The sequence below is a fragment of the Nesterenkonia sandarakina genome (genome assembly GCF_013410215.1).
GTDB classification, from domain to species: domain Bacteria; phylum Actinomycetota; class Actinomycetes; order Actinomycetales; family Micrococcaceae; genus Nesterenkonia; species Nesterenkonia sandarakina.
On the sequence record NZ_JACCFQ010000001.1, the window covers coordinates 790,437 to 805,324 of the forward strand.

The 14,888-nt window shown below is 67.4% G+C and carries 14 protein-coding genes; 8 read left to right on the plus strand and 6 right to left on the minus strand.

Features of this window, described 5'->3' with window-relative positions; genetic code table 11:
• Positions 1-410: 410 nt before the first annotated feature.
• Together HNR11_RS03765 and HNR11_RS03770 are read left to right on the plus strand one after the other, a co-directional pair.
• Positions 411-1,058 (plus strand): RNA polymerase sigma factor, encoded by a 648-nt coding sequence (locus HNR11_RS03765; RefSeq protein WP_179441195.1) that lies wholly within the window; start codon positions 411-413, stop codon positions 1,056-1,058.
• 446 nt (positions 1,059-1,504) lie between these two features.
• Complete coding sequence (locus tag HNR11_RS03770; protein WP_179441196.1) at positions 1,505-2,095, plus strand: hypothetical protein; 591 nt, start codon at positions 1,505-1,507, stop codon at positions 2,093-2,095.
• On the opposite strand, the gene HNR11_RS03775 is transcribed toward HNR11_RS03770, so the two are convergent.
• A complete protein-coding gene (locus HNR11_RS03775) occupies positions 1,999-2,613 on the minus strand; it encodes a TetR-like C-terminal domain-containing protein (RefSeq protein WP_179441197.1) in 615 nt (204 codons plus the stop codon). The two genes, HNR11_RS03770 and HNR11_RS03775, sit on opposite strands and share 97 nt — an antisense overlap.
• Positions 2,614-2,672: 59 nt before the next feature.
• Between HNR11_RS03775 and HNR11_RS03780 the strand changes: the two genes are divergently transcribed.
• Complete coding sequence (locus HNR11_RS03780; RefSeq protein ID WP_179441198.1) at positions 2,673-3,500, plus strand: SDR family NAD(P)-dependent oxidoreductase; 828 nt, start codon at positions 2,673-2,675, stop codon at positions 3,498-3,500.
• A gap of 117 nt (positions 3,501-3,617) precedes the next feature.
• Here the strand turns inward: HNR11_RS03780 and HNR11_RS03785 are convergent, their stop codons facing one another.
• Positions 3,618-4,607, minus strand: a complete 990-nt coding sequence (locus HNR11_RS03785; protein WP_179441199.1) for an aldo/keto reductase — start codon at positions 4,605-4,607, stop codon at positions 3,618-3,620.
• Positions 4,608-4,711: 104 nt separating this feature from the next.
• On the opposite strand from HNR11_RS03785, the gene HNR11_RS03790 reads away from it, so the two are divergent.
• The 3 genes from HNR11_RS03790 to HNR11_RS03800 all read left to right on the plus strand — a co-directional run bounded on the left by HNR11_RS03790 (position 4,712) and on the right by HNR11_RS03800 (position 7,111).
• The gene (locus HNR11_RS03790; protein ID WP_179441200.1) at positions 4,712-5,443 is read left to right on the plus strand and encodes an alpha/beta fold hydrolase; all 732 of its coding nucleotides are present in this window, start codon (positions 4,712-4,714) and stop codon (positions 5,441-5,443) included.
• Positions 5,444-5,558: 115 nt separating this feature from the next.
• On the plus strand, positions 5,559-6,368 hold the full coding sequence (locus HNR11_RS03795) for an alpha/beta fold hydrolase (RefSeq protein WP_179441201.1): 810 nt from the start codon (positions 5,559-5,561) through the stop codon (positions 6,366-6,368).
• Complete coding sequence (locus HNR11_RS03800) at positions 6,365-7,111, plus strand: esterase/lipase family protein (protein WP_343050577.1); 747 nt, start codon at positions 6,365-6,367, stop codon at positions 7,109-7,111. Before HNR11_RS03795 ends, HNR11_RS03800 begins: the two co-directional genes overlap by 4 nt.
• A 29-nt stretch (positions 7,112-7,140) precedes the next feature.
• Here the strand turns inward: HNR11_RS03800 and HNR11_RS03805 are convergent, their stop codons facing one another.
• From HNR11_RS03805 to HNR11_RS03820, 4 genes are read right to left on the minus strand one after another with little or no spacing between them, the layout of a single operon-like run.
• Complete coding sequence (locus HNR11_RS03805) at positions 7,141-8,847, minus strand: ABC transporter ATP-binding protein (protein ID WP_179441202.1); 1,707 nt, start codon at positions 8,845-8,847, stop codon at positions 7,141-7,143.
• Positions 8,847-9,920, minus strand: coding sequence for an ABC transporter permease (locus tag HNR11_RS03810; protein WP_179441203.1), 1,074 nt, complete (start codon positions 9,918-9,920; stop codon positions 8,847-8,849). The genes HNR11_RS03805 and HNR11_RS03810 overlap by 1 nt, the downstream gene beginning before the upstream one ends.
• Before the next feature lie 2 nt (positions 9,921-9,922).
• A complete protein-coding gene (locus HNR11_RS03815) occupies positions 9,923-10,999 on the minus strand; it encodes an ABC transporter permease (protein ID WP_343050578.1) in 1,077 nt (358 codons plus the stop codon).
• A gap of 41 nt (positions 11,000-11,040) precedes the next feature.
• Positions 11,041-12,678, minus strand: a complete 1,638-nt coding sequence (locus tag HNR11_RS03820; RefSeq protein WP_179441204.1) for an ABC transporter substrate-binding protein — start codon at positions 12,676-12,678, stop codon at positions 11,041-11,043.
• A gap of 246 nt (positions 12,679-12,924) precedes the next feature.
• Here HNR11_RS03820 and HNR11_RS03825 point away from each other — a divergent pair, with 246 nt between their 5' ends.
• Positions 12,925-13,989, plus strand: coding sequence for a 2,3-butanediol dehydrogenase (locus HNR11_RS03825; RefSeq protein WP_179441205.1), 1,065 nt, complete (start codon positions 12,925-12,927; stop codon positions 13,987-13,989).
• A gap of 84 nt (positions 13,990-14,073) precedes the next feature.
• Positions 14,074-14,754 carry a haloacid dehalogenase type II gene (locus HNR11_RS03830; RefSeq protein ID WP_179441206.1) on the plus strand — a complete coding sequence of 227 codons (681 nt, stop codon included), beginning with the start codon at positions 14,074-14,076 and terminating at the stop codon, positions 14,752-14,754.
• Positions 14,755-14,888 lie beyond the last annotated feature (134 nt).

Sequence of the window (14,888 nt, forward strand, 5' to 3'; positions counted from 1 at the left end):
CATAGAGGGTCGCGGCGCTGCGAACCGCTGCCGACCCGAGGAATCTCGCGTGAAGCAGGTTCAGGCCCGTGACACCCAATAGGGACTTTAGTCCCTGTCCTGGGGCAGGCTGCGGTGATTGACTGCCTGAAAGAAGCAGGATTCAGGTCTACAACAGCAGACCCGCCCTCGGTGTGTCTCCTTGCACCGGATAGGACCCCGAGGGCAGTAAGGGACATCCGTCATGCCTGTCTATCTCACCGTTGATCACCGTTGCTTCACCCCGAAGCTGACCACTCAGGCGCGCCAGGATCCGGGTCTCGCCCCGCCCTATGCTGCCCTGGCAAGCACCGCCGTCGTCGCTGCGCGGGCCGGAATGCTGGCTGGACTGCTGGCTGGCGACCGGGCTAGAACACCAGGAGGCCTCTCCCATGCAGACTGAGATTGAGGCCGTCTTCAACGTCGCTGAGTCCTATGCCGCCCACGGCAGCGTCCTCTTCGCCTACGCCCTGAACACGCTGGGAGACCGCGAGGAGGCCGAGGACTGCGTGCGGGAGACCTTCATCCGCGCCTGGAGCCGCAATGATGAGCACACCAGCCCTCCTGGTTCGGTGCGGACCTGGTTGTTCGGCATCTCCCGGCACCTGATCAGCGATTCCCTGCAGGAACGCGCTGCACATCCGGACCCCACGCACTCGCGGGGGGTCGACTTCGCGCAGGGGCAGGATGCCGCGTCCAAGCAGGGCGCCGGACTTGAGCAGCAGTCCGTGTCCCAGCAGCAGTCCGTGTCCCAGAATCCTGCTGCCCCTGAGCAACAGGCCACCCCAAAGCAGGCTGCTGCGGAGCAGACGGCAGAGGACCCGGCCGTGGCGGAACGTCTGCTGCTCTGCGAGTCACTCGCCACTCTCCCACCCGATCAGCGCGAAGTCCTCTCCGCGGTCCAGCTGGACGGCAGGAGCTACCAGGAGCTCTCGGAGACCACCGGGGTCCCCATCCCGATCCTGCGGATGCGGATGTACGAGGGACTGAAGGCACTGCGCGCAACACTGGGAAGCGATTCGCCGGTCCCCCGGGACTGAACACCGTGTTGCTGGCGCTCTCCCCTCTCGAGCCACCCAGGGGTGAGTTCTCGGGGTAGTACGTGGCGACTTTGGTCTCCTCGTGCCCGGCCCCGGGGACCCGAGTTCTCTGCGGTCTACTTGGCAACTTTGGTCTCCTCGTGCCCGGCCCCGGGGGACCTGAGGCTCTTGGGTGTACGTGGCGACTTTGGTCTCCTCGTGCCTGGCCCCGGGGGGCCTGAGGCTCTGCGATCCCCAGCACCTTGGGACCGGTCACCGTGGTGGATCACGTGGGGACTTTCGTCTCCACGTGATCCACCACTGAGAGACTTTCGTCCACACGGGCTTCCGGTCGACGGTCGGCCTCCCCGCCCCGTCGTCGACCGCCTTCGACTGCGCCGTCAGCTCGCCCATCTGGAAGACTCAAGGGCACCGACGAGATGACGGAGGGGAAGGCTTTGACATCCATGCTCGATCGCACCGCCTGGATCGGGTCCGAGGTCTTCTCTCCCCCGGTATTGGTCGCGGCGATGCTGGCCTCCTTGGCCGTGGTCACCGATCCTCGCTGGGCACTCACCACTGTGATCTCAGTGTTCGCGTTCGCCGTGGTTCCTCAAGGGGTGGCCATCGCGATGACGCTGCGCGGGCGCGCAAGCGACAAGTTCATCGTCAACCGACACCAGCGCCACCTGTTCTACGCGATCGTGATGGCCTCGACTCTGTTGGGCGCCGCCGCCACGGCGCTGGTCACCGAGAGCACCTGGGTGAGATGGACATGCGTCATCGCCGTCGGGCTGGTGATGATGGTCGCCGCGATCAACCTTGTCTTCAAGATCAGCCTCCACGGGCTGATCTCCGCGCTTTCCGCCGTGGTGATCGCCAGCGCATTCTCCTGGTGGGTGCTTCTGGTGGGCATCCCGGTCTGGGCGCTGGTGATCTGGTCTCGGGTCTACCTGCGCCGTCACTCGGCAGGCGAGGTGGCCGCCGGCTCAGTGCTCGGCTTCGCAGCGGCGGGAGTGCTGCTGGCCGCGGCCGGGATCCCAATGCGCATCACCTGATCCACGTGCCCAACGACCCATTCCGAGGTGAAGGGACCTGTTCTCAGCAGCCAGCGGTGCAGGATCGCACCGAGCAGAAGCTCCGCCGCCAGCTCCGGCACTCGGAAGCCGGCCTTCTGAAACCTCTCGGCAACTGCCTCGAACTGCGGCCGCCAGAGGCGCTCGCGATACTGATCCGCCAGTTGCTGATCGGTCTGGATGCTGGCAGTCACGGCCCGCAGCAGCGGCTCGACGGCGGGGTCGGTGAGCTCATGGACCGTGTCAGTCACCAGGGATTCCAGATCCGCCCGAAGTTCGCCGGCATTGGGCACCAGGACGGACCCGTCCGCGTCCTGGCTACGGGCGAGCAGGGCGTCGAAGACGATCTCTCCCGGCGAGGACCAGGTGCGGTAGAGCGTCTGCTTGCTGACTCCTGCACGCCCCGCAATACCCTCCATGCTGAGCGCGCCGATGCGCCCAGACCCGGCGAGCACAAGGACGGCCGCGTAGACCTTGTCTCGAGTTTGTGTGCGAGCCATGCACCCACTCTAGTCGGCTAAACGAGACGGTTCGTCCAGTTTCGGAGTACTCTGGGGTCATGACCTCCCACGGGACCTGGCTCATCACCGGCGCCGGCCGGGGCTTGGGCCGTGCGATCACGCTCGCCGCCTTGGACGCGGGGCACTCCGTCGTCGCCACCGTCCGCGGCGCGCACGACCTCCCGGCATCCGATCAGCTCCTGGTGCGGGAGCTCGATGTTCGGGACCGGGCCGCCGTCTTCCGGGTCACAGAGGACGCCGTCACGCGGTTCGGCAGCCTCGACGTCGTGGTGAACAACGCCGGCTACGGGATCATCGGCGCGGTGGAGGAGATCACCGAAGGTGAAGCGCGAGAGATCCTGGACACGGATCTTTTCGGACCACTCTGGGTCTCTCAGGCTGCGATCCCGGTGATGCGCAGGCAGGGACGCGGACACATCATTCAGATCTCCACCGTGGGCGCGGCGGGGACCATGCCCACCTTGGGGCTCTACAACGCTGCCAAGTGGGGGCTGGAAGGTTTCAGCGAGGCGATGGCCGCGGAGGTCGCGCAGTTCGGGATCCGGGTGACGCTTGCCGAGCCCGGCGCCATCGCCACTGATTGGGCGGGGAAGAGCATGCGGTTCAGCTCCCCGGTCCCTGCCTATGACGAGCTGCGCGAGAGTCTCTTCGGCAGCCCGACCGTGCCCTGGCCCGCCAGCGAGACCGATGACGGCACCAGCGACGGCACCCCGGCGTCGGAGATCGCGGCAGCCCTGCTGGCCCACGTGCAAGACCCCGGGGACACCCGGCTGAGGCTGCTCCTCGGGGATGACGCCCCCGGGCAGGTGCGGGCGGCACTGGATCTGCGGCTCCAGGACTACGGCCGAGACCCACGGTTCAATTGACCCGCCGCACCCCCCCATCCTGCGTGGTTGAGTTCTCCGGTCGGTACGTAGCCGCCGGAGAACTCAACCACGGGGGTGGGGTGGGGGTGGAGCGGTCAATCGGCGGTTGCCGTCAGGTCAGCTCTTCGGCAGCGGCGCCTTCGGAGAGATCAGCCCCTCCTGGGCCAGCTCCTCCCAGAACGCGCCGGGGATCTTCGCCGACAGTGCGGCGATGTCCTCCGAGATCCGGCCAGGTCGGCTCGAACCGGGGATCACGGCCACGCTGGCGGGGTGCGCGGTGGAGAACTGCAGCGCGGCGGCCTTGAGGTCGACCTCGTGGCGAGCCGCCACGTCAGTGAGTGCTGCGACCTGATCCTTCACCGACTGCGGCGCCTCGGCGTAGTCGAAGTGATCCCCGCCCAGCAGGGCTCCGGAGTTGTACGGGCCGCCCACGATGATCCCCACACCCTGGGCCTCCGCCCGGGGCATCATCCGCTCCAGGGCCTTCTCGTGCTGAAGGATCGTGTACTGGGTCGCGGAGAGGCTCACATCCGGCGGGGTCTCATCGAGCTGCATTGCCAGCTCGATGGGCTCGGTGGTGTTGACCCCGAGCCCCCATCCCTTGATCAGCCCCTGCTCGCGCATCTCAGTCAGCACCCGGAAGGCGCCGGTGCGGGCCTCTTCGAACTTCGCGAGCCACTGGTCCCCGTGGAAGTCCCGCGAGATGTCGTGGACGAAGACGAAATCGATCCGGTCGGTGCCCAATCGCTGCATGGACTGCTCCAGGGACTTCCGGGTGGCCTCCGCGGTGTAGTCCGTGACGACCTTGTTGCCGCGACCGTCCGCGAAGAGCCCCTCCTTCTCTTCGGTCTCCTCCGAGATGTAGCGCCCGACCTTGGTGCTGAGCACGAACTCATCCCGCGGCTTCTCACCCAGGGTGGCACCGAGTCGCTTCTCGGCGAGCCCGGCACCGTAGAACGGGGCCGTGTCGAAGTACCGGATGCCGGCCTCCCAGGCGGCTTCGACGGTGTCCCGGGCCTCCTCCTCGGGGATGTCGCGGAACATGTTGCCCAGAGGCGCAGTGCCGAATCCGATGGTGTTGTTCAGCAGCTGGTGCAGCTCGCTCATAAGATCAAAAGTCCTCACTATCGGCGGTGTTTCTCTCCCCGGGGGAACACCCTTGGCGCCGGGGTTTATTTCATCGCGCACCCGCCGGCCGTATCTTGGGTTCCATGACACCCAGCACCTGCTGGTCCGCTGAGTCCGGCGCAGGCGAGCAGCTCCTGCTCCTGCACCCCGGTGGCACCGACTCAGCGGCGATGGGCCCGCTCGCGGAACACCTCACCGGCTACCGCCAGGTGGTCCTGGACCGCCCCGGGCATGGCCGCTCAGCGGACGTCGACGGGGACTGGTCCTTCGCGATGATGGCGGACGCCGTGGCGGAGGTCCTGCAGCGGCATCCGACGCCGGCCCACGTCGTGGGGTGGAGCGACGGAGCGATCGTGGGGCTCTACCTGGCGCTGCGACGGCCCGAGCTGGTGCGCAGCCTCGTCTTCGGTGGGGCGGTTTTTCACCATTCCGGCTGGCGTCCGGGGGTGCTGGACGGGGAGCCGCCGGAGTTCATGCGGGAGGCCTACGGCGCGGTCTCCCCCGACGGGGTGCAGCACTGGGACGCCGTCGTGCAGAAGGCCCGGGAGCTGCACCTCCGGGAGCCTGATCTCAGCGTGGCGGACCTTCACGGTGTCGGCATCCCGGTGCTCATCGTGGTCGGTGATGATGATCAGGTGCAGTGGGGGCACCTGATCGAGATGCTGGAGGCCCTGCCCGACGGTGAGCTCGCCGTGCTCCCCCGCGCCACCCACGGGGCGATCGTCGAGAAGCCGGCGCTGCTGGCCAAGTTGATCCGCGAGTTCCACCATGGGGACCGCGACGACGGCGTCGCCCCGCTCCGTCGGCGCCCCTGACCCCCCCCTTGACCTGCTGGGATCCTGGCTCTGGCCGCATAGTCGATACGATGGCCCATCAGGGGTGCCGCCTGCCTCCCACTGACGTCCGTACTCGGCAGATCCTAGGGGCCTGATGTTCCAGAGAAGCGCCCCACCTGCGGGGTCCAGCACACGACGCCTGCAGATCGACGGTCACGCCGTGGATGTCCGCGGGACCTTCTCCCCGCAGCGACCTGCGATCGTCATGGTTCACGGGCTGGGGATGTCTGGGGAGTACTTCCTGTCCCTCGCCGACGAGTTCGCGGCCACCCACGACGTCTATGCCCTGGACCTTCCCGGATACGGCAAGACCCCGAACCCGGACCATGCGCTGAGCATCTCTGAGCTCGGCGAGGTGGTGGCCGGAGTGGTCCGCGCCCTGGGCCTGGATCGCCCCGTCGTCGTCGGGCACTCCATGGGGTGTCAGATCGCCGCAGACGTCGTCGCGGCCGACCCAGAGCTGTTTGCCGGGTACATCCTGATCGGGCCCACCGTGGATCCGTCGGCGCGCAGCCTCCTGGGCCAGGGCGCGCGACTGATGCGGGACACGTGGCGCGAACCGCTGCGCAATAACCTCGTGGTGTTCCGCAACTACCTGCGGATGGGCCCGCTGCGCTACCTGCACACGGTCCGGCATATGCTCGCCGACCGCACCGAGGACTCGATCCGTGCCTGCACGATCCCTGGGCTGGTGATCCGCGGCGAGCAGGACCCGATCGCCTCGGCGCCATGGGCCCGGCAACTGGTGGACCTTGCCCCGGATGCTGCTCTGCTGGAGATCCCCGAGGCCCCACATGCCCTGCAGATCAGCCAGGCCCAGCAGCTCGCGTCCGGGTGCGCTCCGTTCCTGGCAGCCATCGACGGCGCGCGACCGGGCCCGCAGCCCACGGCACCCGCCGCGTGACCCGGCTGCCGCCCACCGATCCCCCTGCCGGGGCGGCGCGCCTGCGCCTGCGCGCGGCCACCGAGCTGGGGCTCAACCTGAGCGCCTGGGGCCGGGACTATGCCTACGCGCTGCGCCGGCAGGCCTCCGGGCTGCTCCGCAGACCTGACCCGCGGGCCTACCGGCAGCCGGAGTCACCGCGGCCTCCGGTGTTGCTGCTTCCGGGGATCTATGAGGCCTGGGCGTTCATGCTTCCGGTGGCCAATGTGCTGCGGGAGCAGGGCTACGACGTGCACGCCGTGGTCGACCTGGGGTACAACGGCGGCAATCTCGAAGACATGGCGGATCTGGTCGATGAGTACCTCCGCCGTGAGGGGCTGCACCGCTGCGTGCTGGTGGCGCACAGCAAGGGTGGGCTGATCGGCAAGCTGCTGCTCACCCGGCACGCCCAGTCTGATCTGCTGCTCGGTCTGGTCACGATGAACACCCCGTTCGAAGGGTCACCGCTGGCGCGCGCGCTGCCGCTTCCCGCACTCCGGCTCTTCCTGCCGCGCTCCCCCGAGCTCGCCGAGCTGGACGCCCACCGCGAGGTGGACCAGAGGATCGTCTCGATCTATGGGCGCTTCGACCCGCACATCCCCGGTGGCAGCCGGCTGCCCGGAGCCCGCAACGTGGAGCTGGGCACCCGGGGACATTTCCTGCCCCTGGGCGACGCCCGGGTGCACCGGGCGGTGCTCGACGGGGTCCAGCAGCTCGGGGGCTGAGCAACGGCCCTGCTCCCCAGCTGTCGAGATCAGGCGTCGAGCGACCTCGCTCCCTGGTGTCCGGCAAGGGCCTCCCGCCGTTGCTTCTGCTCCACCGGGTCCGGCACCGGAACCGAGGCCAGCAGTCGCTGCGTGTAGGTATGCTGCGGGTCAGTCAGCACCTGCTCGCCGGTCCCATGCTCGACAAGCTCTCCCCGGTAGAGCACCCCGATGTGGTCCGCGAGCATCCCGACCACCGCCAGGTCATGGCTGATGAACAAGGTCGCGAAGCCCAGGCGCTGCTGCAGCTCGCTGAAGACCTCCAGGACCCGAGCCTGCACTGAGACGTCCAACGCCGAGGTGGGCTCATCGGCCACCAGCAGCTCGGGGTCCAGGGCGAGCGCCCGCGCCAGGCTGGCTCGCTGCCGCTGACCACCGGAGAGCTCGTGCGGATACCGCTGGGCGTAGTGGGTGGGCAGGTGGACGGCGTCGAGCAGCGCTTGCACCTTTTTCTTGGCACCCGCGGGGTCCTCGGAGACCCCGTGGATCAGCAGCGGCTCGGCGATCGCCTCTCCCACGGTGAGCAGCGGGTTGAAGCTGGTGGCCGGATCCTGGAACACGAATCCCATCCGGGAGCGCAGCGGTCGGAAGGCGCGCTCCTTGAAGCCCACCATCTCATGGCCGAGCACGCTCAAGGACCCCCCGGTCGCACGGGTCAGCCCCACGATGGCCCGGCCGATCGTGGTCTTCCCGGACCCGGATTCACCCACCAGGCCAAGCACCTCACCAGGGGCGATGGTGAAGTTCACGTCTTTGACGGCGTGGAACCCGGCCCGGCCCAGTCGTCCCGGGTAGACGATCTGCAGGTCCCGCGCCTGGACCACCGGGGTGGCCGGCTCGGCCGCGGAGGCCGTAGGCCGGTAGACGGTGTGCGCGCCCAGGCGTGGCACCGCGCCCAGCAGATGCTGGGTGTATTCGTGTTGGGGATGCGCGAACAGGTCGCCGACCGCCGCCTCTTCGACCACCTCGCCGCGATACATCACCGCGACCCGGTCCGCGAGGTCCGCCACCACACCCATGTTGTGGGTGATCAGAACGATGGCGCGACCGAAGTCGTCGCGGACACGGCGCAGCAGGTCCAGGATCTCGGCCTGCACGGTGACGTCCAAAGCCGTGGTGGGCTCATCGGCGACGATGACCTTGGATCCCAGGGCCAGGGCCATGGCGATCACCACGCGTTGCTTCTGCCCGCCGGAGAATTGGTGCGGATAGTGGTCCACCCGCTTCTCCGGGTCGGGGATGCCGACCGTGCCGAGGATCTCCACGGCGCGCTCTCGTGCCTGTTTCTTCGAGTACTTGCCATGCGCGCGGAGCCCCTCGGCGATCTGCCATCCCACGGTGAACACCGGGTTGAGCGCGGTGGAGGCCTCCTGGAAGACCATGGCGACATCTCGACCGCGCACCTGGCGCAGCTCTGAAGGGTTGAGCTGGACGACGTCGTTGCCTGCCAGCACCACGGCACCGGAAACTGTCGCGTTCTCCGGCAGCAGACCCAGGATGGACTTGGCGGTGACCGTCTTGCCCGACCCGGACTCCCCGACGATGGCGAGCACCTCACCGGGCTGGACGTGGAGGGTGACGCCTTCAACCGCGCGGACAGGTTCGGCGTCCGTGGCGAAGCTGATCCGCAGGTCGCGGATCTCCACCGCGGGATCGACCGCGGGCTCAGGCTCGGTATGGTTCTGCACGAGACTCATCACGCAGCTCCCTTCATGGCGGTGGCGGTCTTCCGGGGCAGCTTCGTGGGGCGGCGGCGCATCCGCAGCCGGGGGTCCGAGAGGTCGTTCAGCGACTCGCCCACCAGGGTGATGCCCAGCACCAGCAGCACGATGGCGACACCGGGGAACACCCCGGTCCACCAGATTCCACCGGCGACGTCGGAGATGGCGCGGTTGAGGTCATAGCCCCACTCCGCGGCTGCGGTGGGGTTGATACCGAAACCGAGGAAGCCCAGCCCGGCCAGGGTCAGGATCGCCTCTGAGGCGTTGAGTGTGACGATCAGCGGCAGCGAGCGCGTTGCATTGCGCAGCACATGCCGGGAGAGGATCCGCGGAGTCGACGCCCCCAGCACGCGGGCCGATTCGACGAACGGCTCCGCCTTCAGGCGCACGGTCTCGGCGCGGACCACACGGAAATACTGCGGGACGAAGACCACGGTAATGGACAGTGCGGCCGCGAGGATCCCGCTGAGGAACCCGGACTCTCCACCGGAGATCACGATGGAGACCACGATCGCCAGCAGCAACGACGGAAAGGCGTAGATGGCATCAGCGATGGTGACCAGGATCCGGTCGAGCCAACCTCCGAGGTAGCCGGAGATCAGACCCAGCGCGATGCCGAGGAAGATCGAGGCGAGGACGGCGAGCAGAACGGTGAGCACCGCGGTCTGCGCGCCCCAGATCACGCGGGAGAAGACGTCATACCCGCCGACCGTCGTGCCCCACCAGAACTGTGCGGAGGGTGCGGCTTGGCGGGGGAAGTTGCCCTCGGCGTCGGAGAGCTGGTTGAAGCCGTAGGGGGCGATCAGCGGAGCGAGGACCGCCATGAGGATGAACATCACGCAGAGCACCAGCCCGGCGATCAGCATCCCGCGCTGGAGCCCGACGCTGCGGCGCAGCTGCCAGACCACCGGCAGTCGCTTCCAACGGGGTTCCCGCTGGGCGACCTCGCCATGGGCGACTGGATCGGCGGCCACGGGATCGGGAGCCACCGGATCGGCAGCCGGGTTCGGCCCGGCGGCTGGCGTGGTGTCGTGGTTGGGGGCGTTCATGCTCAGTACCTCACTCGGGGGTCGATCAAGGCGGCGATGACGTCGACGATGAAGTTGGTCAGGGCGACGATCACGGCGAGCAGCGCCACAATGCCCTGGACCGCGACGAAGTCCCGGGCGCCGAGGTACTGCGCCAGCTGGAAGCCCAGCCCACGCCAGCCGAAGGCGGTCTCGGTGAGGATCGCGCCTCCCAGCATCAACGCGATCTGCATGCCCATCACGGTGATGATCGGGATCAGCGCGGGCTTATAGGCGTGCTTGCGCAGCAGTCGACCTTCCCGCACGCCGCGTGAGCGCGCGGCGTCGACATAGTCCATGGAGAGGGTGCCGATCAGGTTGGTCCGCACGAGTCGCAGGAAGACCCCGGCTGTGAGCAGCCCCAGGGCCACGGCAGGAAGCACGGCGTGGGAGAGCACATCCGAGATCAGGTCCCAGCGTCCGGTGCGCAGGGCATCGATGATGTTGATCCCGGATGAGCCGGAGATCCGGTCCAGCACCAGCTGAGTCTCGGTGCTGGCGCGTCCGCCCAGCGGGAACCAGCCCAGCCAGACCGAGAACACCAGCTTCAGCAGCAGCGCGGCGAAGAACACCGGGGTGGCATAGCAGAGGATCGCGAAGATGCGCAGCGCGGCGTCGGGGATCTGGTCCCGGTGGTAGGCGGCGAAGCGGCCCAGCGGGATGCCCACCACCAGGGCGACCACCAAGGCGTAGAAGACCAGTTCCAGGGTTCCCGTGCCGTAGGTGACCAGGATTTCACTGATCTCACGGTTGTCCGTCAGGGTGCGCCCGAAGTCACCGGTGAAGATCTGACCGATGTATTCGAAGTACTGCACCAGCACCGGCCGGTCGTAGCCGGCCTCAGCCAGCCGGGCGTCGAGCTGGGCGGGGGTCAGCCGCCCGCCCACGGAGGCGGAGATCGGGTCACCGACCACGCGCATGAGGAAGAAGACCAGCGTCACCAGGATGAACACGGTGGGGATGATCAACAGGAATCGCACCAGGATGTAGCGGCCCAGACCTCCGCCGCCGGAACTCTTCCCGGGAGCGGTGGTAGGGGTGGTTTGTGCAGCGACGGTCACGCTGGTCCTCTTCTCTCAGGCTCTCTCGGTGGTCCGGGGACTCAGCGAGACAGCGGGGCGTAGCGGAACTTGAACGAGGCATCCAGGGTGACGCCGGTGATGTCGTTGCCCGACACCGCGACCTGCGCGCCCTGAAGGTACGGCAGCGTGGAGAGATCCTCAGCCACCAGCTCCTGGGCCTCTTCGATCAGCGCAGTGCGCTCGGCTTCAACGGCGGTGCTGGACTGCTCCAGAATGGTCTCCTGGACCTCGCTGTCGGAGTATCCGTTGACCAGGAAGTTGTCCTCCTGGAAGAACGGGCTGAGGTAGTTGTCAGCATCTGAATAGTCCGGGAACCAGCCGAGCTGGTAGGCCGGATAGACGCCCTCGACACGCTCGGCGTTATAGGTGTCCCAGAGCGTGGACTGCAGGTTCACCTCGAAGAGGCCGTCGGCCTCGAGCTGGCTCTCGATCATGGCGTACTCCTCGTCCGAGGAGCTGCCGTAGTGATCCGGGCTGTACTGCAGGTTCAGCTCGACCGGGGTCTCGATGCCGGCCTCTTCCAGGACCGCAGCGGCGGCCTCTGCGTCCGGGCCGCCCTCACCGTCGCCGTACATCTCCAGCAGCGGCTCGTTGGCGCCGGTCAGACCCTCCGGGACGTAGGAGTAGAGCGGGGTATAGGTGCCCTGGTAGATCTCCTCGCTGAGCGCCTCACGGTCCAAAAGGTCCGCAGCCGCCTGGCGCACGGCCAGGGCCTGGTCCTCGTCGGCGTCCTCGGTCTCAGCACCGAAGGGCTGTGAGTTGAAATCGAAGACGATGTAGCGGATCTCTCCGCCCGGACCGTCGTGGACGGTGACGTTCTCGTCCTCGCGCAGGTCACCGAGGTCGGTGGGGCTCAGGTTGCGGTAGGCCAGGTCGACATCGCCTTGCTGCACGGCGAGCTTGAGCTGCGTCTCCTCGGTGAAGTACTGGGCGGTGACGACGTCGGTCTCCGGAGCTTCGAGCAGACCGTTGTAGTCCTCGAATGCCTGATAGCGGATGAGCTCGTTCTCGGTGTAGTCGGTGATGGCATACTGCCCGGCGAAGGCGTTGCCCTCGACGATGTCCTCGGAAGGGGTGAGCTCGGTGGCGGAAAAGACCTCCTCATCCACAATCGGTCCCACCGGAGAGGAGAGGATCTGCGGGAAGGTCTGGTCATCTTCGCTCGCGAGGTTGAAGACCACGGTGAGATCATCTGGCGCTTCAACGCTCTCCAGGTTGTACAGCAGCGAGGAGGGACCGTTGGGGTCGGCGATCTCCAGCTGACGGTCGAAGCTGAACTTCACATCCGAGGATGTCAGCTCGTTGCCGTTGGCGAAGGTCAGACCCTCTTTGAGCGTGACGGTGTACTGCGTGGGTTCGGTGAACTCGGCCGACTCGGCGATGTCCGGCTCGACGTCCGGGCTGCCGTAGGGGGTGTTCAGCAGGAAGGGGTACACCTGGTTCTGCACAGAGAACGAACCGTTGTCGTAGGAGCCGGCAGGATCCAGCGAGGTCACGACGTCGGTGGTGCCGACGGAGATGCTGCCGCCGCCTTCGCCCTCGGTGCCTCCTCCACCGTCGATGTTCTCGGTGTCTGCACATGATGCGAGCACCAGTGCGAGAGATGCGGTGAGGCCGACCGCGCTGAAGGCGCGGCGCCGCTGTCCAGAAGATGCCATGTTTCACGTCCTTAACGGTGATGGACGGTCCACGGCAGAGCACTGCCGCGACCGGGGTCGCGGCGAATCGTCGTGCCCAGGGAATAGTGAAACACACAACTATCTCGATTCGCGTGAGGAGCCACACTTTCTTCGCCACGGTGCAGACTGTTTTTCGTCCTTGAAACCTGGTCCTCTGCCAGGGTGCGAGGAGTAGTCTGCGAGCGTCCAGCCAGCCTCGGACCGACCCCTCAGGAGATGAGCATCATGCGCGCAGCACGCTTCTACGATCGCAAAGACATCCGCATCGAAGACATCGACGAACCCCCGCTGAAACCGGGACACGTGGCCATCGACGTCGCCTGGTGCGGGATCTGCGGCACTGATCTGCACGAGTATCTGGAAGGCCCGATCTTCGTCCCGGCCCACGGCCACCCACACCCGCTCTCCGGCGAGTCCGCGCCGGTCACGATGGGCCACGAGTTCTCCGGCACGGTCACCGAGGTGGCGGCCGACGTCGACGATCTCGGCCCCGGCCAGAAGGTGGTGGTGGAGCCCTACATCCTCGGAGACGATGTCGAGGTCAAGCCCGGAGTGGACTACCAGCTCTCACCGAATATGAACTTCATCGGCCTCGGCGGGCGCGGCGGCGGACTCAGCGAGAAGATCGTCGTGGAACGCCGCTGGGTGCACCCGATCGCGGACCACGTCGCCTTGGACCACGCCGCACTGATCGAACCGCTCGCCGTGGGCCACCACGCCTTCATCCGGTCCGGGGCCAAGGCCGGGGACGTCGCGATCGTCGGCGGCGCCGGACCCATCGGGCTGCTCACCTCCGCGGTGCTCAAAGCTCAGGGGCTCACCGTCTTCGTCTCGGAGCTCTCCGAGGCGCGCAAGGCCAAGGCCCGGGAGACCGGGGTGGCCGATGAGGTTTTTGATCCGCGCGAGGTCGACGTCGCCGCGGAGGTCCGGAGCCGCACCGGAGGCCGCGGGGCCGACGTCGGCTTCGAATGCTCCTCCGTGCCGGTGGTCCTGGACATGCTCCTGGACGCGGTGCGACCCGCCGGAACCATCGTGAACGTCTCGATCTGGGGCCACAAGCCGGAGGTCGACATGCCGAAGCTGGTGCTCAAGGAGATCGCCCTGCTGGGCACCATCGGTTATGCCAATGATCATCGGCGCGTGATCGAACTCGTCGAGCAGGGCAAGATCGACCTGGGCCCGTTCATCACCGGTCGGATCGGTCTCGACGGGCTGGTCTCCGAGGGGTTCGATCAGCTGATCAACAACAACGAACAGCACGTCAAGATCCTGGTGAACCCCCGAGCCTGACCCTGCCAGCAGCTGCGGGGGCAGGCCTGCGCGCCGGGCCTGGCCCCGGGCCCCAGCGGTGCACCCCGTGGTAGGAAGAGAGCTATGACTCCCGTGCCTGCCGTGCTGGTCTTCGACGTCAACGAGACGCTCTCCGACATGCGTCCCCTGGCGGGGGCGTTCGAAGACGCCGGGCTGCCACCCGGCGCGGCGTCGTTGTGGTTCTCAGAGGTGCTCCGCGACGGGTTCGCGCTGACCACCACCGGGGTGAATCCGGACTTCGTCACGATCGCGCGCGACGCGCTGCTCCGCCATCTGGCTGCGTCGCCTGCGCCGCGGGATGGCGAGGAGAGCGCGGATCGCATCCTTAAGGTCTTCAAGCATCTGGACCTTCACCCCGACGTCGCGCCGGGCGTCACCGCCTTGAGCCAGACCGCCGAGCTGGTCACGCTCAGCAACGGCTCTGCGGCGATCGCGGAGGCCCTGCTGGAGTCCGGCGGTGTGCGCGGGCTCTTCGCGCAATGCCTCAGCGTCCAGGACGCACCCCGGTGGAAACCTGCGCGAGAGGCCTACGACTACGCCGTGCGGCAGATCGCTCGGGAGGCGCAGGAGCTGATGCTGGTCGCGGTGCACCCCTGGGACATCCACGGGGCCGCCGCCGCGGGTCTTCGCACCGCGTGGATCAACCGGACCGGGGCCGCGTACCCGAGTTACTTCCAGGCGCCGGAGATCGAAGCAGAACACCTGGTCGGTCTCGCGGACATACTCACAGCGACCGAGGACTGAGCACGCGGCCACCGCTCAGCGCAGCACCCGGACTTTCTCCTGCAGACCCCAAGGCGGCGATCGCAGCACGGGCTCGTCAGTGGTGCCAGTGTGGGCGGAACTCCACGGACGCGCAGACCCGCGCTCAAGGAGAC